Here is a 21,850-nt window from a genome sequence, read left to right as displayed (position 1 = left end):
CGATGTGGAGACCGAGGATCTCGGGCTCGGCAGCGTTTATGTCCTCGGCGACGGGGTGCTCGATGGCGATGGCACGATCACGGTTCAGGCCGGGGTCGATGTCATCGTCGATGCCACCGCCGCCGCCACCGGCGAGCGCCAGATCGAAGCGCCGATCCTTTCGACCGAGACCTACACCTACGAAGTCATCACCGGCTACAATCAGGTGGTGGACGCGGTCATCGATGTGCCCGTGGTGAGCTGGGTCACGACCACCGTGACGGAGCAGGACGGCAACGAATCCATAAAGACCGGCTACATCTACAACACCATGAACGTCCGGCTGGAGCAGGACGGCTACTTTGACGGCGAGACCTTCCGCGAGTATTTCGTCGAGGGCGTGGACTACCGCAACTCGGCAAGCTCGCCGGGCACGGGCGAAATCATCGACTGGGCCAGCTATGGCATCAGTTCGCCGCCAAACCTGAATTCAGCCGGCTACCCCAAGACCTTCTCGGAGCTTTCGGATCTCGAGAAGGACGCGGTTATGTCGCAGCTCGGCTTCATGAAGGCCTACACCTTCGACGCGTCGGATCTCGCCTCGCACCGCGTCATCAACGGCAACCCCACGACCGGCGCCTGGACGCCCGACTGGTCCCCCGACGGGACCGGGACCGTCCCGGCCGACTACATCACCCACCGGGTGAACCTTCAGGTCGACGGGCTGCGCGACAAGTGGATCGAGATGCCGGTCGGCGCCGAGGCGGATCTGTCGCGCGCGGTCAGCCAGGGTTCGGTCGGGTTGACGCAGGAATATGTCGGGACCTATCGCGACGAGGCGACGGTCTATTACGACCAGATCTATTCCGACTGGACGCGCTTCAAGAAAACCGACTACGAGCGGCTGCACGATCCCAACGAGAGCTACACAAAGACCACCTATACGCAGGATTTCGACAACAATCCCTCGACCTGGCAGATCTCCTACAACGGCGGCTCGTCGGCGAGCGGCGAGACGGTCGCGCCCGATGACGGGGTGCGGGTCTTCAACATCTTCAACCGCGGTAACGAGGTCGAGGTCGAGCGCGATCCCGAGTGGTCCAAGCAAAGCAACAACGCGACCCGGTCCGACAGCAACAGCGCCCTGCGCACGCTGGCCAACAACCTGTTCTTCGAGACCACTGCGAGTCTTCAACGGATCAGCATCGACGCCAACGCCGGCAATGCGAGCGACCACAACAAGCTCGTGGGCTACGATTACAATTGGGTCGACAAGACATACAACATGTCGACCTGGGCGACGGATTTCCAGACCGCGGCCAACAACTACACCCTCGCCAACGCCACCAATGCCACCCAGATGCAGGCGCTCGACGACGCCTTCGGCGGCAGCGGCTCCTACTGGATCGGGATGATCCGCCACGTCGACAGCGGGACAATCTACTACGACGTCTCGGTCACCTCGGCCTCGAGCAACTACATCAGCTGGCGCGGCTACACGACGAGCTACAGCAACTGGCATCCGGGCGAGCCGAACAACGCCGGCGGGTTCGAGCATTCCATCGAAGTCTACATCAACAGCGGGCTCGACACCTGGAACGATCTCAACTGGGCGAAAAGCCGTCGGTTCATGTACGAGACCGGGAACTACTGGCAGCAGTCCAACGTGGTCCAGTCCTTCCAGGATTACCACTACGACTGGACCTCGACCGATCGCGACATCTACGACAACCGCTCGATCTTCAACTACCAGTTCGTCACCAACGAGAGCGACGTCTTCGACGAGCGTCCGAAATTCCGCGACTACCAGGTGGAAACCAAGGTGGTGAAGACGGCCAAGCAGACGCTCTACCGCGACGAGGCCGTGACCCAGACGGTCGTGGGCAGCCGCACGGTGCGGCTGGACGGCGGCGGGGCGGAAGTGTCCGTCTCGACCTTCGACAGCGATGTGATCGTCGGGGGCTCGGTGCAGGTCGACGCGGTGCGCGATCTGTTCGTGACCGGCCGGGTGACAACCTCGGGCGACGCGGAGCTGGCCTCGGGCCGGGTGACGCTCATCGGCGATCGGGACTACGACTTCGTCAACCTGACCGGCACGACGCCCACCGCGACCGAGCTCAACATCGGCGGGGCGCTGACCCTGACGGGCGCGGCCAGCGTGACGGCGGATCTCGCCTCGACCCTGAGCGCGGGCGGCGCGCTGAGCGTGGTGTCTGGCGGCGATCTGTGGATGGCGGGCGAGGTGAGCTCGGATGTCTCGATCGAGGCCCAGGCCGCGGGGCGCATCGACGCCTTCGGCCAGTTCAGCGCGGACAGCATCGCGTTGACCGCCGGGACCGACGGCACCGGCAGCATTCTCACCGCGATTGGAACGGAAATCCACGCGGGCAGCTCCGGATCGGCGGGCGACGTGCGCCTGACGGCGGGCGCGACCTCCGGCGACATCACCTTCCGCGACAGCGACGTGTCGATCATCGGCGCGCTCACCCTCACGGCGGCGGGCGGCGGGCTCTATGCCTATGGCGAGACCGTGGCCCTCGACGGCGGCGGCACTGCGACCCCGGGCAACCGGGTCAGCGCGACCAATGCGATGCTGACCTCCGCCAAGGGCATCTACAGCGACGTGAACCGCGCGGGCGCCTTCCTGATCGACGCCGCGACCTTGAGCTTCACCGTGACCGGCACGGGCGGGGTGCAGATCGAAGACGTGGACGGGCTCGACATCCTCTCGGGCGCCACCGCCTCGGGCGACATTCACATCACCACCACCGGCGCGATGATCGCGCGCGACGTGACCGCCGGGGCGGGGGCCGCGCTGCGGCTGGAGACCCCGACCACCAACGGCGGGCGCCGCGATGGCGACGGAGCCGCGCTGCGGCAGATGACGCTCGGCCAGCTCACCGGCGGGGAGATCACGCTCAACGCCGGCACCGCGCTTGACCAGCTCGCGGGATCGGTGGTCAGCGCCGACCGGCTGGTGATCGAAAGCGGCGAAGGCAGCGCGCTCACCGGACTGCGGGTTGATGCGATCGACGCGCAGGTGATCGACGCGGGCGATCTGACGCTCACCACGCTCGCGCCGCTCTCCGGCGGGGCCGGGATGCTGACGATCGAACGGCTGGAGACGCTCGACGGGGTGATCACGCTGAGCACCGCGCGCTCGATCCAGCTGACCGAAATCACCCGCGACGGCGACGGCGCGCTTGTCACCGGCATCGAGGCCGGGCGCTCGGCCGAACGCAGCGCCGATCTCGATGAGGACGGCCAGCTCGACCTTGGCGAATTGCCGCTCGACATCTCGCTCACCTCCACCGGCGGCGCGATCCTCGGGGCCGGCGGCGGCACCGAGATCACCGTCGACGCGACGGTCGGCGGCGCGGTGGCCCTCTCGGCGCTCACCGGCATCGACGACGTGCGGCTCGACGTGGCCGAATGGCGCGACGTGGCAACCGAAACGGGCGGGCTCTCGCTCATCGACACCGGCAGCGACACGCGCAATCAGCTTCGGATCACCGAGGCCCGCGCCGGGGCGGGGGATGTCACGCTCATCTCCGCCGAAGCGATCGATCTGCGCGATGTCTATGCGCTGGCCAGCGTGGCGACGGTCACGGTCGAGGCGGAGGGCGAGCTCTCGGTCAACGGCACGGCGGGCGGCTTCATCCGCGCGCTCGACAGCGATGGTGAGTACGACGCGACCGGGCTGGCCGCCGAGGTCCGCCTCGCGGCGGGCGGCGCGCTGGACATCCGCTCCGATATCTGGGTCGACGCGGTCGCGCGGCTGGTCTTCGAGACCGGCGCCGATTTCGAGATCCCGACGAGCCAGGATTTCGCGACGCGCGAGCTCGTGGTCCTGTCCGAGGCGAGCATCATCGCCAACGACGAGATCCGCATCGGCACATCCGACGTCACCACCCGGCTGGAGATGCAATCGGGCCGCGACATCACGCTCAACGCCCCGCTCAGCACGCGGCAATCGACCTTCATCGACACGGTTGTCCTCAACGCGCGCGGCGATGTGGCCGACACGGTCCAGGTCCGCTCCGACATCTCTGATCGGCGGATGATCACCGGGGCCTCCGGCGAGACCTACATCGAGGGAACCGAGACCACCGCGACCGGCGAAAACACCGTCTACGTGCCGGCGGGCAGCTATTACACCGACCGCGTGACCCATGCGGGCACGGAATATTTCATCCTCGACGCGCTGGATTACACCAATATCGCCACCACCGGCGCCACCGCGGTTCAGGTCCTCAGCACCTCCGAGACCGGCGACGGAACGCTCTATGCCCTGAGCGGCAGCGCCGGCAACTGGTCGCGCGGCGCGGCGCTCTCCACCGCCGCCGAAGCCGTGACCTATGTGCTCGGCCGCGGGATGGCGGACGTGACGTCGAGCGTCACGGCGGAGCGCGCGAGCCTCACGTTGAGCGATCTGACGGCCGACGGGACGGTTACGCTGGGGATCGGCCTGCCCGGGTCGGCGGTCGAGATCTCGGCCGCCGTCACCCAGGACGACCTCTCGGCGCTGGCCGCGGCGATCAGCGCCTCTGGCACCGGCGTCACCGCGACGGACAACGGCACGAGCCTCACCCTCGCGCGCGCCGACAATCTCGCGATCAGCCTCTCCGGATTTGCCCATGTGCCCGCCAGCGGCCAGGCCAGCGGCACCATGACCGCCACGGGCAGCAACCTCGACAGCGCCGTGATCCTCGATGACGCGGCGCAGGTGGTCACCGCCGCCGCCGTCACGCCCAAGCTTGAGGCCCAATACGGCTCGACCATCACGCTGGTGCAGGGCCAGACGCCCTACAACGATGTGACCATCACCGCCGGAAGCCCGGAGGGGACGACCAACGGCAACATCGTCTTCGTCGCGGCGGGCGACGTCGATCTCGACAAGCTCACCATGGAGGCCACGGGCGATATTTCCGTGACCACGAGCTCGGGCGCGAATGTCGGCGATGTGCTGACGCTGGAGGACCGCGACGGGCGGGTCTATGCCTATCGCGTACTGCAGGCGGCCGATACGAGCGGCACGCTGGAGTTTGACCTCACCGGCCTTGCCAACGGCGATTATGAGCTGCGCACCGCGCTGCGCGATGCGGACGGCAACATCTCCTACAGCAGCGGCTGGCGGAGCTTTACCATCACCGGGGGCGCCGCGAGCGACACCCCGGCCGCGCCCACCACGCCGACGATCACCGGCGCGACCAGCCGCACCGTCAGCGACGCCCAGCCCCAGATCAGCGGCACCGGCGCCGCCGCCTGGACACGGGTGGAGCTGCGCGATTTGAGCGGCACGGTTCTGGGCGAGACCCGCGCCGATCAGGACGGCAACTGGACCGTGCTTATGCCGGTTCTGGCCGATGGCAGCCACACCCTGCGCGCGGTCAACATCTCGGACAACGGCGTGACCGAGAGCGCCGCGTCGTCCACCCTCACGCTCACCGTCGACACCACCGCGCCCGCCGCGCCGACCATCGGCTTTGACCGCGATACCGAAGTGCTCTCGGGGACCGCGGCGGCCAATACGACCGTCTCGGTCTACGCGCTCGACGATCTCGACACCGCGCTCGGGACCACCACGGCGGATGGCTCCGGCAACTGGTCGATCACCATCGACGTCGCGTCCCTGCTCGGCGCCGGCGCGCTCTCGGATGGCGACAACCTCGTCGTCGCGCGGGCCACCGATGCGGCCGGCAACACCGGCGGGCTCTCCGGCGGCGCGCTCGTCACCGCCGGCACCGCCAGCAACCCGGCGCTCACCATCGACAATGCGGGCGCGCAGCCGACCGTCACGCTCGATGCGCTCTTCAACGGCTATCAGCTCACTGGCACGGTCGAGACCGGCGCGCAGGTCTCGATCACGATCGGCGCCCTGACCCGCGCGGCTTGGGTCGAGGACGGCGTTTGGACCTATGAGCTCAACCAGGCGGACGCGACGGCCCTGCAGGCCAGCGGCGGCGCGCTCAGCGTGGTGACCACGGCGCTTTCGGGCGCGTCCAGCACCGTCAGCGAGACCCTTACGCTCGCGCTCACCGCCCCGACCGTGACCTTCACGGCCCTCTCCGGGACCAGCACCGCCAACACCATCACCAAGGCCGATGTGGACGGCGGCGCGACCATCACGCTCACCGGCACGGCCTCGACCGATGAGGTCAACATCACCTTGGCCGACGGCTCGGTCCTCACGACCGTGACCGTGGATGGCTCGGACAACTGGTCCTATGAGATGGGCCTCAGCGATTACGAGCAGATCGGCAACGGGCTCAGCACGCTCCGCTTCGTGGCGACCGATGCGGCCGGCAACCAGAACGACGTCACTCAGGACATCACCATCGCGGTGATCCAGCCCGAGGCGCCGCAGCTCGACCGGGTCAACGATGACACCGGCGTGGGCGATTTCTTCACCACCGACGACGACGGGCTCGACCTCTTCGGCACCAGCGAGCCGGGCACGACCCTGAGCGCGAGCTATCAGTGGACGCCCAAGGGCGCGGCCCAGGAGGCGGCGACGCCCGTCACCCTGAGCTATACCAACCTGCTGACCGGCGACTGGACGGCGACCCTGCCCGAGACGGGCGAGGGCGAGTACACGATCACCATCATCGCGACGAAAGACGGGATTCAGAGCCAGGAAGAACAGCGCCGGATCGTGGTCGACATCAGCGCCCCGAGCGCGCCGACGATCACCGTCGATGACGCGACTCTGGGCCGTCCGACCATCTCGGGCACCACCGAAGCGGGCAGCATGATCAGCCTGATCGAGGGCGGCGCGGTCATCGCCAACGTGGCGGCCAACAGCGACGGCACCTGGATCTGGGCGCCCTCCGAAACATGGCAGGCCGGGGTGACCCGCAGCCTCACCGCCGTCGCCACCGATCCCTCCGGCAACGTGAGCACCGCAAGCGGGGCCGTGAGCGTGACGCCGGCCTCCGGCACGGTGGCGCTCAGCCTTGAGCCGGTGAGCGGCGACAATGTGCTGACGGCCGAAGAGCTTGACGGCTCGGTCGTGATCCGGGGCAGCACCAGCGCCGGGTCGATCTTCGTCGCAGTGGATGGGCTCGTGGCCGAAGAGGTCCAGCTCGGCACGCCCGTGGGCGAACTCACGCTGACCAACGGCGGCAAGGGCTATTCGGCGACAACCCCGCCCGAGGTCACGCTCTCCGCGCCCGATCTCGCCGGCGGCACGCAAGCCACCGCAACCGCCACGGTTGTCAATGGCGTCATCACCGGTTTCGTGCTGACCGATGCCGGCAGCGGCTACACCTCCGCCCCGAGCATCACCGTCGCGGCCGCCGCGCCCGAGACGGCCACGGCCACCGCCACGCTGACCGGCACAGGGGTCTCCGGCCTCACGGTCACGGATGGCGGCGATGGCTACACCGCCGCGCCCACCGTAACGCTCGGCGCGCCCGATGGCGTTGATGCGGATATCGACGTCGTCAATGACGGCGCGGGCGGCGCGACCATCACGATCAACGATGGCGGCACGGGGTATTCCGATGCGGTTGTCGTCACCGTCCGCAATGGCGATTCCTCCGTCTCGGAGACCGCGACGGTCACGGTCACCGATGGTGTGATCACCGCCGTGAGCCTCGCGGGCACGCCCTTCGATGCCGGCGACACCCTGTCGATCACGGTCGTCGAAAACGCGGTCACGGCGACGGCCACCGCGACGGTGCTGAACGGGGTGGTCATGGAATTCAGCATCACGGAAGCGGGCGCGCGCTACACCAGCGCGCCGACCGTGACCGTGGACGCCGAGACCCCCGATCTTGCGACCGGGACCGCCGCCCTCAGCAGCGCCCCCACCGCCTTCAGCTACACGCTGTCGGACGCGCAGTACGCCCAGCTCCACCGCGTCGGGGACATCGCCCTGACCAGCGGCGGCAACGGTTTTGCCTCGGCCCCCACGGTCACGCTCTCGGCGCCCGACATGGCGACCGGCGGTATTCAGGCGACGGCGATTGCGGTGCTCGACGACGCCGGCGCAATCAGCCAGATCATCATCACCAATCCCGGCGCGGGCTACAGCACCCCGCCGACCGTGAGCTTCACCCCCTCGGCCGGCAGCGACGCGATCGAGATCGAGGCCGAGGCCACCCTCGCGACCTCCGCCGCGATCACCGTGCTCGATGCCGCCGGCACCGCCGAGACGCAGGAGATCGACCTCTCCACCGCGACCGGCGGCACCTATGGCATCAGCCTGACCATCGACGGGAAGGTCTACAGCACCGCGGGCATCGACTATAACGAGACCGAAGCGAGCGTGATCGAAGCGGCGCTGGAGCAGATGGGCGTGCCCGGTGCGTCCTATTCCGTCAGCTTCACCTCCGCGCAGGTCTACGAGATTACCTATGAGGGCAGCTTGCGGTTCCGCGACATGCCGCCGCTGGTGATCGAAGACACGACGCTCACCCCCGGCGGGCTGACCATCACCGTGACCCAGGATCCCGACGGCAGCGCCAGCAGCGTCGGCACCCAGACCCTCACGCTCCAGCATGACGCCCCGCCCGCGCTCGTCTCCGATGACACGACGCCGGTCACGATCGGTGCGGTGTTGCAGGCCAGCCCGCTCAGCGGCGCGTTGGTGAGCGGCGAAGGCCCGGTCGGCGCAACCGTGCGCCTGTTCCAGGACGTGTCCGGCACCAAGACCGCCATCACCGGCGGCACCGCCGTGGTCGGCCAGACCGGCGACTGGACCATCTCGCTCAACGACCTGACGATCACCGATGGCGCGACCCTGACCGCCGAGGTGACCACCGGGCTCGATACGCCGGCGGCGTCCGCCCCGGTTGTTTACACCGGCCTCGCCCCCGGGCTCGAGGTTTTCGATATCGGCAGCGACGATACGGTGCTGGCCCGCGATGTGACCCAGACGCTGGAGATCCGCGGCACGGCGGGCCCCGCGGCCACCTCGGTGACCGTCACCCTGTCCGACGGGACGGTCGTGACCGCCGAGCTGCTGCCGGCCGTCGAGGGCCATGCCTGGCGCATCGCGCTGACCGAGACCGACCTGGCCGGGCTCACCGATGGGACGACCAGCTTCGTCTTCACCGTGAGCGACGGGACGAATGCCCAGACCATCACCCGCAGCGTCTCGCTCCAGCGGACCGCGCCGACCGAGACGCCGCTCATCGCCACGCTTGGCGGCGCGGCCTTCAGCTCCGGCGACGAAACCGATGTTGTCCAGCCGACGCTGGCGGGCACCGGGGCCGCGGCAAATGGCGAGGTGCGGATCTACGATCTGACCTCGCGCACCTTGCTGGCCAGCACGACCGCGGATGCCGATGGCGACTGGAGCGTGGAAGCCGACGACTACGACGTGACGCTGAGCGACGGGGCCTATGCGCTTCTCGCCGTGGCGGTGGACGAGGCGGGCAACTTCGGGCCGATCACGACCGGAAATGCCAAGACCGTGACCGTCGATCTCGGCGCGGTGTCGCCACCGGAGCTCGTCGGCCTCGACAACGACACCGGCCGGCCGGCCGATCTGATCACCAACAGCACAGCACCGGTCGTCAAGGGCACCGCGACGCCGGGCGCGACCATCGAGATCTCGCTCGACGGCACCCTGCAGAACGCCGCCACCACCGTGACCGCCAACGCCCAGGGCCAGTGGACCTACACCCTGCCCGGCGGGCTCACCGCCGGGACCTATTCGGTCACCGCGACGGCGACGGTCGACGGGGTCGCGAGCGGGTCCTCCGAGGCGATGTCGATCACGGTCGACACCTCGGCCGCCACACCCACGATAACCACCAGCGCCGGCACCACCGGCCAGGCTCAGCCCGAAATCACCGGCACCGCCGAAGCCGGCGCGCTGGTCTCGGTCTACCGCAGCGTGAGCGGCACGCCCGAGCTCGTGGGCCAGACCGTGGCCGAGGCGGATGGCAGCTGGGCCCTCACGCCCACGAGCCCTCTGCCCGATGGGGCGCACAGCCTGACCGCCACCGCGACGGACGCCGCCGCGAACGTCAGCGCGGCCTCCACGGCCGTGGTCCTGACCGTCAGCTCGGCCACGCCCTCGGTCACCTTCGGCGCGGTCAGCGGCGATGATACCGTGACCACCAGCGATGATCCGATCACGCTGTCGGGCACGGTCGATAGCGGCAGCACCGTCTTCGTCCAGATCGGGCGCAACACCGGCGCCGCGACGGTCGATGGCTCGGGCCGCTGGACCTACGAACTCTCGGAAGCGGATCTCGCCGAGATCGGCATCGCCGAGGACGTGACGCTCAAGGTCATCGCCCAGAACGCGCTCGGCTCCAAGACAACCGCCAGCCGCGTGGTCGATTTCCGGATGCAGCCCGCCGCCATCCCCGACCGGCTCGCTGTCAGCGGCACCGGCAACGGCGCGGTCAGCCTGACCACCACCGCGGGCGTCGCGGGCGCGGTCACCGGCACCAAGCTCATCTCCGCCGACAGCCTCTCGGTGGTTTCCGCCGGCGCGATCGAACTCAACACCGACGTGCGCGCCATGACGCTCGAGGCCGCCGGCACGTCGATCCTTGTCTCCAACGCCCGCGAACTGGAGCTCACCGCGAGCCAGACCAGCGGCGAGATGTCGATCTACACCGCCGGGACGCTCGTCCTGCGCGATGTGGCCTTCGCGGAGAATCTCGCGAGCAACGAGATGATCTTCATGGCCGGCGACAGCGGCGCGCTGGAGGGCGAAGAGGCCGCGCTGCGGGCCCGCCTCGCGACGCTGGGGCTCTCGGACGCCGAGATCGACGCCGAGGTGCTCGTTCACAACCTGACCGCCGATCTCCATGCGGAGGTGGGTGAAACCGGGCTGACCGGCGGGGTCTTGATCGACTATGTCAACGCGGGCACGCTGGGCGCGATCACCATCCGCACCTCGGGCGATGTGCGCGAGGTTCTGAGCGATGACCGGGTCGATATTCTCTTCGATTTGCCCGACTACGCCCCCGGCGCGGCGCTTGGCCCCTCGGGCGTTGCCGACGCCGGCGCGGTGGTGGACGTCATCGCCGGGAGCTTCGACGCCAACGGCCGCAACAAGGCCACGAAAGCCAGCGCCGATCCGACCGCATCCCTGACCCTCGACGATGTGATCCGGGTCAGCCAGCTGGAGTTTTCCTCCAACCTCGGCGATGCCGACGTCACCCTCGACTGGCTCGAACAGAGCGCGCCCGAAACGGTCACCACCGGCGCCGTGGCGGGGGCCTATCGCCTCGCCGGGTTCTACCGGGGCGATGTGGACATGACGGGCGACGGGGTGGACCTGATCGTCCACGGGCTGCGCGCGACGGGCGACATCACGCTGGAAGCCGATGACCTCACCATCGCCGGGCGCATCCTCGCCGACGGCAGCGTGGAGGCCACGGGCGGCGCCGAGGGGCTCACCCTTGGCCGCGGCGCGTCGATCCTTTCGGCCGATGACGACACGATCACGCTCGATGGCGCGGGCGGCGGGATTCTCATGGAAGCCGGCGCGGAGATCGAGACCGGCGGCGCCGTGACCCTCTCGGCGACGGGCGGCGATATCGCGCTGGCCCGGATCGCGGGCGGCTCGGTCTCGGTGGCCTCGGCGGGCGACATCACCGATGGCGGCATCGCCACGGCCAACATCAGCACCTCGGGCACCGTCTCGCTCACAGCGGGCGGCGCGATCGGCGGCGCGGACGCGGCGCTCGTGATCGATGCCAACACGGTCAGCACCGTCTCGGCGGGCGGCGCCGTCACCCTCGGGCTCGAGACCGATGGCAGCGGCGCGATCACCAGCCTTTCGGCGGCCTCGGCAACCATCGGCAGCGATGGCGCGCTTCTGGTCGGGGCAAGCGGCTGGACCGTGACCGGCGCGCTGGATCTGACAGCGGCGGGCGCCGTGACCCAGACCGGCACCCTGCGCGCGGATGCGGCGACCATCACAAGCTCCGGAGCCGTCACCCTGACCTCCACCGGCAACGCACTCACGAGCCTCGCGCTCGATGCGGCCTCGGCCACGGTGGTCGACAGCGACGCGCTGATCCTCTCGGGCGAGGTGGCCGGCGCGCTGCTCGCCACCGCGGGCGGTGATCTGACGCTCGGCGCACTGAGCGGCGCGGGCACGGCCGGGTTTACCGGCGCCGCCATCGACAGCAGCGGCGGGCTCGGCATCACCGGCGCGGTCAGCCTGACCTCCGCCTCTGGCGACATCGACATCGCCGGCGCCAATACCTTCGGCGGGCGCGTCACGGTCTCCAGCGCGGCGGCCCTGTCGCTCTCGGGCGACGGCGCGCTCGACGTGACCGGCGCGGTCACCGGCGCGGCGGCCATAACCGCCACCACCGGGACCCTGACCGCAGGCGGGCTCATCATCGGCGGCACCGCGGCGCTCACCGCCGCCACCGGCCTCACCGACGGCGGCGAGGCGATCTCCGTCACCGGCACGACCACGCTCTCGACCGGGGACGCCGCCACCATCGACCTCGACGGCACGGCCCACAGCTTCACCGGCGCGGTGCTCATCGAGGGCGCTGGCGCGCTCGCGCTGTCCAACGCCGGGGCGCTCACGCTCTCGGGCGATGTCTCCGGCGCGGTGGACCTCACCAGCACCGGCGCGCTGACCCTCTCGGACGCGGAATTCGACGGCGCGACGGCCCTCGCGGGCGCTGCCGTCTCGCTCGGCGGGCTGACCCTCGGCGACACCCTCGACGTGACCGCCACCGGCGCCGTCACCACCTCCGGCGCGCTCGCCGTGACCGGCGCGGCGGATATCGACGCCACCGGCCAGAGCATCACGCTGGACAACGCCGGCAACCGGTTCGCGGGCGGGCTGACCCTCACCGCCGCGAGCGGAACCATCGCCGACAGCGGCGATCTTGCGCTTGATGGGACACTCACGGGCGCGCTTGTCGCCGAAACCGGCGGCGCGCTCACCATGGGCACGACCAGCGCCGGCAGCCTCGCGCTCACCAGCGCCGAGGATCTGGACCAGAGCGGCGCGATCAGCGTCAGCGGGACCGTCAGCCTCAACGCGGGCGCAGCGGACATCACCCTCGACAACGCGGCCAACGATTTCGGCGGCGCGGTGACGATCACCGCGGCGAATGACCTCGTCCTGACCGACGTCAACGCACTCGACCTCGGCGCGATCACCCTGCTCGGCGACGGCGCCGTGACCAGCACCGGGGCCGTGACGCAAAGCGGCGTTCTGACCCTGTCCGGCGATCTCACCGTTGACAGCAACGGCGGCGACATCACCCTGACCGAGAGCGCCAACCGCATCGCCGGCGCGCTGCACATCGCCGGGGCCAATGACGTCTCGCTCGCCAACACCGGCGATCTGCACCTCGAGAGCGCCGAGATCGCGGGCACCCTGACCATCGACAGCGCCGGCCGCGTCACCAACTCCGACGCCTGGACTGTCGATGGCGCAACCGTCATCGATGCCGCGGGCCATGACGTGATCCTCACCGCCGACCACGATTTCAACGGGCCGGTCACGGTCATCGCGCGCAACCTGGTGATCAATGACATCGACGACATCACCTTCGCCGACCTGACGCTCAGCGGCGCGCTGACCGTCACGGCGGGCGGCGATATCAGCGCCACGGGCACGGTCTCCATCGCCGGGCGCAGCCGCTTGGAGACCAGCGCCGATGTGGACTTCTCCGGCGCTACCGTCGACTTCACCGGCGCGGTGTCCATCGCCGGGGCGTCCGATGCGAGCCTCACCGACACCAACGGCATCACGCTGGGCGACATGACCCTGAGCGGCGATCTGACGGTCGCGGCGGGCGGCGCCGTGACCGGCACCGGGCCGCTCACCATCGGCGGCGAAACCTCGGTTGTCGCCGGCGGCGGCGCGGCGCTCTCGCTTGCCAACGCGGCCAACAGCTTCACCGGCGCGGTGAACCTCTCGGGCGGCAACATCAGCCTTGCCTCCAGCGGCGCGCTGACCCTCGGGACCGTCGCGGCGAGCGGCGCGCTTGTGGTGACCACCAAGGGCGATCTCGATGGCGCCGACGCAATCACCGTCGGGGGCACGACGCGCCTCTCCGCGGGTGGCAATGACATCGCGCTGGACAACGCCGGCAACGATTTCGGCGGGCTCGTCACGGTTCAGCTCGCCAATGCAATCACGCTCCGCGACGCCAATGCGCTCCAGTTCACCGGCAGCGCGCGCGGCGCGGGTGGCGATCTGACACTACAGGCGGGCGGGGCCCTCTCGCTCACCGGCGCGACGCAGGTCGGCGGCGCACTTTCGCTCACCGGCGCGGGCATCATCAGCGATACCCTGCGCGTCGCGGGCTCCAGCCGGATCGACGCCGGGGCGGGCCTCCTGACCCAGCGGAGCGGGACGCTCTTTGCCCTCACCGGCGCGGCGGAGCTGCTCGCGGGCAGCCTTTCGCTCACCGGGGCCAACAGCTTCACGGGCGGGCTCACGCTCGCCATCGCGGGCGATGCGGCCCTCGTCACAAGCGGCGCGCTGCGGCTTGACGGCGGGGCCATCGGCGGGGGCCTTGCGCTCACCACCGGGGGCGCGTTGACGCAGACCGGCGCGCTCGACATCACCGGCGCGACCACGCTGACCACAGGCACCGCGGCGATCACACTGGAAAACAGCGCCAACCGCTTCGGCGGGGCGCTCACCATCGCCTCCGCTGGCGCCGTCTCGCTCGCCGCGGATCAGGATCTGACCCTCACCGCCGCAACCAGCGGCGCACTTGCCGCCGCCGTCGACGGGGCGCTCGACCTCGCCGGGGTGACGGCGGGCGGCGCGGTGGCGCTTGACGCCGGGACGATCACCGACAGCGCCGCGAGCAGCATCACCGGCGATCTGACGCTCACCGCAAGCGGCGCGATCCTGCTCGACGCGGGGCTCGCGGTCAGCGGCGCGCTCAGCCTCGACGGCGGCGCGAGCGTCGGTCTGAGCCCCACGGGCAATCTGCGCCTCGGCGATGTGGCGGCGGCGGGCGGCATGACCCTGGCCCTCACCGGCGATCTGACACAAGCCGCGGGCAGCGCTCTGGCGCTGGACGCCGGCCTCACGGTCGCGACCCCCGGCAGCGTGACGCTTGACGCCGTGGCCAACCGGATCGACGGGCTTCTGACGATCTCCGGGGCCGCACGCGCCGATCTGCTCGCGACCGGGACCCTGCGCCTTGCCGGCACGGTGGGCAGCGGCGGCGCACGGGCCGACGCCGGGGCGATCTCGCTCGAAGGGCTCACGCTCGCCGGCGCGCTGGATCTTCACGCGACAGGCGCCGTCAGCCAGACCGCCGCGCTCTCCGTCGGCGGGCTCCTGAGCGCCACGCTCGGCGCGGGCCAGAGCCTCGATTTGAGCCTCGCGGGCAACACGATCGAGCAGGTCGCACTGCTCTCCGGCCACGCCGCGGACCTCGCCACCACCGGCGACATGGCGCTTGCCGCAACGCTGACCGGCGATCTCACCGTCGCCAGCGGCGGCGCTCTGACCTTCGGCCCGCTGACCCTCGGCGGCGCGCTCGCGGCGACCACCGGAGGCGACATCACCCAGACCGCCACGGACGGCGGCCTTAGCATAGCCGGGACCACGACGCTCAGCGCCGGCACCGCCGACATCACGCTCGACGCACGCGATGAGACCGACACGGCGCTCAACGATTTCACCGGCCTCGTGACCGTCACCTCCGCCCGCGACGTCGCGCTGAGCGATGCCAACGCGCTCTCCGCCGCCGTGACCGCGAGCGGCGATGCCGCGCTCTTTGCCGGAACGCAAATCCTGCTCGGCGATACCGACGTGGCCGGCGAGCTCACGGTGTCGGGCAACTTCACCCTCGGCGGCGACATCGAGGGCGACGACATTCACCTCGTCTCGACCAGCTTCTTCGATATGGCGGGCCACACCGTCCGCGCCCTCACCGGTGATCTGCGGATCACGGCGGTCGGGGATGTGACGCTCGGGCGGCTGGAGGCGGTCGACGGCGACGTAATCGTGACCACCACAACCGGCGCGATTCTCGACGGGTTCGGCACCGAGGCGCGCAACATCGTGGCCAGCGGCATGATCGAGCTGACCGCAGGCTCGGGCGGGCTCACGACCAAGCTCTGGGGCCTCGGCAGCGCGGCCAATGACGGGCTCGCGGATGGCACGGCGGGCACGATCGACGTCGAGACCCGCAGCTTCGGCGCGCTCTCGGCGCCGGATGGCGTGGCGATCTCCATCGGCTTCGGCGGCGGCGGGCTTTTCACCGGCGTGATCGAGACCGACGGCGATCTCGACCTCGACCTCGGCGACACCGGGCTCAACATGGCCGACGGCTCCGCGATCCGCGCGGGCGGCGATGTGACCGTCACCTCCACGGAGGACCTGACGCTCTCGGAAATCTCGGCGGGCGAAGACGCAACGCTCACACTGGAGACCTCCGCGCGCATCCTCGGGATCGACGCCGATGCCGCCAACGCCTCTGGCGGGACAGTGATCCTGCGCGCGGCCGGCGGGCTCGGCGCCGCGGATCAGGCCCTCACGCTCGACGCCAGCACCGGGACCGATACCCCCGGCCTCATCGTCATCGACGGCACGACCGCCGAAGCCTATCTGAACATCCTCACCGGCGCGGACCAGAGCGTCACGCTCGGCAGCGCAACCGACGCGCTCGACGTGACCGGCACGCTCAGCCTCAACGCCACCGAGGCAGACCTGACACTGGCCGGCGACGTGCGCGCGGCGCAGGTCACCATCGGTGCCGCAGCCGGCGCGCTGGCGATGGTCGCGGGCCAAAGCGTCACCTCCGAGGGCGACATCACGCTGGCCGGCGCGGGCGGGCTCGGCCTGACCCGCGTGATCGGTAGCGCCACGGACACGGGCCAGACGATCACGCTTTCCAGCTCTGCCGGGCTGCTCAGCGATCTTTCCGCCGACGAGGCCGCCAACGTCCAGACCGCAGGCCATGTGGCCCTCAGCGCGGGCAGCATGGGCGCGCGCGGCGCGGCGGATATCGACGTGCTCTCGGGCAGCCTCTCGGTCGTGACCACCTCGGACAACGCTGGCGGCGCCACGGTTGAATCGCTCAACGACGGCGCCACGGAGCTGACCGGCGCGAGCACCACCGGCGCGCTGAGCCTGACCGCGAATGGCGGCGATCTTCTGGTGACGGGCGATGTGTCGGTGGGCGGGCTGCTCTTCAACCTCGCCGCCGAGACGGACCCGGCAGTGACCCGCAGTGTGATCCAGTCCGACGGGACGGACATCCGCTCGCTCGGCTCGGCCACCATGGTCGCCACCGGCGATCTGCGCCTTGCCGCGCTCACCGTCCTGACCGGCGGCCTGACCCTTACCGCCGAGGGCGAAATTCTCGACGTGGGCAGCGCGGTCGATGCGGGCGGGGCCGAAGCGGCCACCATCACCGCAGGCTCCGGCGCGGTCAGCCTGACCGCCACCCGGATCGGCACCCTCGCCGAAGACCTCGACATCGCCGCCGCCGAAATCGCGGCGCTGACCGCCACGGACGCCACCGACGGCGGGACCTCCATCGTCGTGACCTCGCTCGCGACGACCGCGCTCGGCGATCTCGATGCCGCGAACGGCGCGCGCTTCGTTCAGGCGGCGGGCGATCTGTCGCTCACCGGCAACGTGACGGTCGAGACGCTGGAGATGGCCGTGACCACCGGATCGCTCGCGCAGAGCGCGGACGCGACCCTGAGCGTGGGCGGCGACATCGATCTCGTGGTCGGCGGCGATGCCGCGCTCGGAAGCCTGGTGAGCCTCACCGGGTCGGTCGCCGTGACGGCGGGCGGCGCGATCCTCGACAACACCTTCGACCGCGAAACCGCGCTGATCGACGTCCGGTCCGAGGGCGCCGAAGTCCGGCTCATCGGCGCGTCGCTCGGGACCTCCGCAGACGGGGGCGATCTCGATATCGACGCCGATCTCTTCACCGCCCTGACTGCCAACACCGGCGCGATTTTCGTCACCGGCATGCGCGCGGCCGCGTTCGGCACGGTCAGCGGCGTCGGTACCGTGGAGCTCGCCACGCTCGAGGGCGATCTGCGGCTCACCGGCGATGTGACGGGCGCGCAGGTCCGCGTGGAGGCCGAAAGCGGCGCCATCGAGATGGCCGAGGGCACGGCGCTCACCGGCGCGCTCGAAGCGCGCCTGACCGCCAGCGGCGACATCACCGCAACCCGCGTCAGCACGACAGACAGCGCTGCGCTTCTGACCATCGACGCGGGCGGCGCGCTTATCGACGGCAGCGCGAGCGAGCCCGGCGCCACCTGGAACGCCGAGAGCGCCGGTGTGCTTCGGCTCAGCGCCGAGCGGATCGGCAGCGCAGCGGATGCCTTCGACGTGGCCGGCGCGGAAATCGACCAGCTCATCGCCACCGGCGGCACCGAAGGCGGCGTCTTCGTCACCCAGAACACCCAGGGCGAGACAGCCATCCTGCGCGCCGGGACCGCGACGGGCGGGGCCTTTGCCCTTGCCATCACCGGCGGCGCGCTGGAGCTCGACGGCGACATCCGCGCGCAGAGCGTTGCGCTCTCCGTCGCGAACGGCGGCGTGACCCAGCAGGACGGCAGCCGCATCACCGCGGTGGATGACCTCACGATCACAGCGGCGGGCGACGTGACGCTCTCCTCGCTCCTGACTTCCTCGGGCACCATCGCGGTCGACGCCGGCACCGGCGCGATCCTCGACGGGACCGAGGGCGAAGGCGCGCTGATCACCGGGCTTGCGGACAGCGCCGCGCTGACCCTGAGCGGCGCTTCCATCGGCGGAGCGGGCGCGGCCGATATCGACATCGACATCGCAACGCTGAGCAGCACGGTCGCCACCGGCGGCAACGCCTGGCTCCAATCCCGGCGCGGTCTCGATCTCGGCGCGCTCACCGCCGCCGGCGCGCTCTCGCTCCATGTGGAAGAGGGCAGCCTCGCGCTGACGGGATCGCAATCGGCCGGCGCCGTGACGATCTCGGTGGACGCAGGCGCGCTGAGCCAGACCGACGGCGAGTCCCTCGCCGCGGCGGGCGATCTCAACCTCACCGTACGTCAGGACATCACGCTGGCCCGCGCCACGGTGACCGGCGGCAACGCCGCGATCCAGAGCGAGGTCGGCGATATTCTCGATGGCGCGGCCGCCGAAGGGATCGGCGCGGAAAACCTCACCATCCTCGGCGGGGCGCTGACCGTGCTGGCCGCCGAATCGATCGGAACGCCCTACATCGACGGCGATTTCGACATCGCCGCGGCGACGATCGGCACCGTGACCGCCCGCAGTGGCGGCGCGCATCTGGGCCTGACCGGCAGCGACGGCGCGCTGATCGCGCTCGGATCGATCACCGCCGAGTCCGGCGACGTGGCTCTCTCGGTCGCGCGCGGCGGGCTCTCGCTTGCCGAGGCCGAGGCGGGCGAAGACCTCACCGTCACGGTCGCGGGCGCGGCGGCGGGTGTCGGGCTCCTGCTCGGGCAGATCACCGCCGGCGAGGCGCTCTCGCTCACCACCACGGGCGGCGGCATGGCCCAGAGCGCGGGCGGCGCGATCCTCGCGGATGGCGACGGCGCGATGACGACGATCGACTCCGCCGGGGCCGTGACCTTCGACCAGACCGGCAATGATTTCGCGCAACTCGCCGTTCTCTCGGCCACCGATGTCGTGCTCGTGGACCGCGACGGGATCGCGCTGGATGACCTTGCGGCATCGGGCAGCATCGTGTTGCTCGCGGGTGATGCGGTGCAGACGCTGGACGTCGCCACGGCACGGATCGGCGGCGGGTTGGCCCTTGCGCTCAGCGCGGGCGATCTGAGCTTCGGCGACGGCACCGATTGGGAGATCGGCGCTGCCGCCGTGATCAGCGTCGCGGCGGGCGGCGTGACCTCGGCCGACGCGCTGGCCATCGACGCAGGCAGCCTCGATCTCGCCTCCACCGGCGCGATTGCCCTGACCGGCGAGACCGACATCGCCACCACCGGCGCGCTCACCCTGATCGGCAGCGAGATCACCCTCGCCGGCGAGACCGCGCTCACCAGCCGCGCAGGCGCCATCGCCCTCACCGGCACCGCCGGGATCGACATCTCCGGCACAACCCGGGCCGAAGCGGCGACCGACTTCACGCTCACATCCGCCGGTCCTGTCGCGCTCTCGGGTGACAGCACCCTCGCCGCCACCACCGGCGCGTTGGGGATCGACGCGGCAAGCCTCTCGACGGAGGGCATCACAGCGCTCACCGGCGCAAGCGTGGACATCGCCCTCAGCGGCGCGGTCGGCACGACGCTGGCCCTTGACGGCACCACGTCGATCACCGCCACGACCGGCGACATCGGCGTGGCGGTCGCGACCGGCGACATCGCGCTCAGCGGCCAGACCACCCTGACCGCCGCGGGCTCCGCCGGGATCGAGGCCGCCGCGAACGGCAGCCTCTCGACCGCCGGGACAACCTCCCTCACGGCCCAGACCGGAGACGTGATCCTCGCGCTTGGCGCGGCGCCCACCGGCACCGGTTTCACCTTCGAGGGCGAGACTACGATCACCGCGGCGCGCGATCTGAGCGTAACGACCGAGAACGGCGATCTGACCGCCCTGAGCGCCACCACGCTGGAGGCCGGGCGCGATCTGACCGCCACGGTTGTGGCCGGCAGCGCGACGCTCGCGCACGCAACCCGCTTCAGTGCCGGCCGCGCGCTGGATCTCGCCGCCCGCGACGGGCTCCTGTCCTCGGGTCTCTCGGCCCTGCTCGCGGTCGAGACGCTCGACGTCAACGTGACCGAGGGCCGGACGGACATGCTCCATTCGGCGCGGTTCGTCTCCGAGGCCGACCTTGCCGTGCTGATCGAGTCCGGCACCTTCGAGATGGAGGATTCCGAGACGCTCGTGCGCGGCGCCACCGTGCGGATCGAGGTGCAAAGCGCCCTGCCGGATGGCAGCGGCGGCGACATCCTCATCGACCGGATCGAAGCCACCAGCAGCGCCTGGATCGAAGCCGCCGACGGCGCGATCCTCGACAACACCGCCTCCGAGCGGGTGGACCTCATCGTCGCCCCGCTGCTGACGCTCAACGCCGCCGATGGCATCGGCGAGGTCTACGAAGACGATCTCAACATCCGGACCGGCGGCCTCTCGGCCCACAACACCCGCTCGGGCGGCATCGCGATCCAGAGCCGCACCGGTTTCACCGTGACCGAAGGCGGGATCTCCAACGATGGCGATGGCGATCTGGTCCTCATCGCACGCGGCCCGATCACCCACGGCGCGGTCGCCTACGGCGAAACCGAGGGCCAGGAGCCGGGGTCGATCATCCAGCAGCCGGGCCAGCGCACCTATGTGCTCAACAACATGACCGGCCGCGCCTTCGACCAGCAATGGGGCAACATCTCGCGCAGTTTCATCCAGGCGATGGTCACCCCGCAGATCCCCGATTTCGGCAGCAGCAGCCGCGAGGATGACCGGGCCAGCGACCGGGCCACGCGCGCCGAGCAGGAGGCCGAGCGCTATCCCGGCGTCGCGCGGTTCGGCAGCTCGATCGACACCGTCCGCCCGATCGCCATGTCCGAGCGGCTGATGCGCATGTTCGGCACCGGGCCCTTCGCGGGCATCGGAACGGATCCCTTCGGCAGCGATCCCATCGGATTGCTCAGCGGGCGCTTTGCCGATCAGGACGAGGATGACGAGGACGAGGACACCACCTCGCTCATCCAGCAGCAGATCGACTGGCTCGGCGGTGTGATCGACGGCACGGAAGGGACGGCGCTGGAAGATGGCGCACTCGACGGCGGCGCCCCCGAAGCCAACGAGCTCGAAGCTGACGAGCTCGACGAGGCGCTGCTGCCCGAAGCGACACGCGGCGGAAGCGCCACAGTGCCCGCCAATTCGCACCGCCCGGTGCTTGATCGCGCCGTCGCGCTGGCGGACGATGATCTCGATGAACCGCTCGTGGCTTCCGCAGGGTGA

At 70.3% G+C, this 21,850-nt stretch carries 1 protein-coding gene (only partly in view); it reads left to right on the top strand.

Annotated features, from left to right (window positions below):
• Positions 1-21,850, top strand: the final stretch of a protein-coding gene (locus BM353_RS13155) for an Ig-like domain-containing protein (RefSeq protein ID WP_092081644.1). The gene continues 31,523 nt to the left of window position 1, outside the view; only the last 21,850 of its 53,373 coding nucleotides appear in the window; its start codon lies off the left edge, out of view; it ends in the stop codon at positions 21,848-21,850.

The organism is Poseidonocella sedimentorum (assembly GCF_900116005.1).
In the GTDB taxonomy this organism is placed as follows: Bacteria; Pseudomonadota; Alphaproteobacteria; order Rhodobacterales; family Rhodobacteraceae; genus Poseidonocella; species Poseidonocella sedimentorum.
Note: the sequence above shows the minus strand (reverse complement) of the source record. Positions and strands in the feature narration are given on the sequence as shown.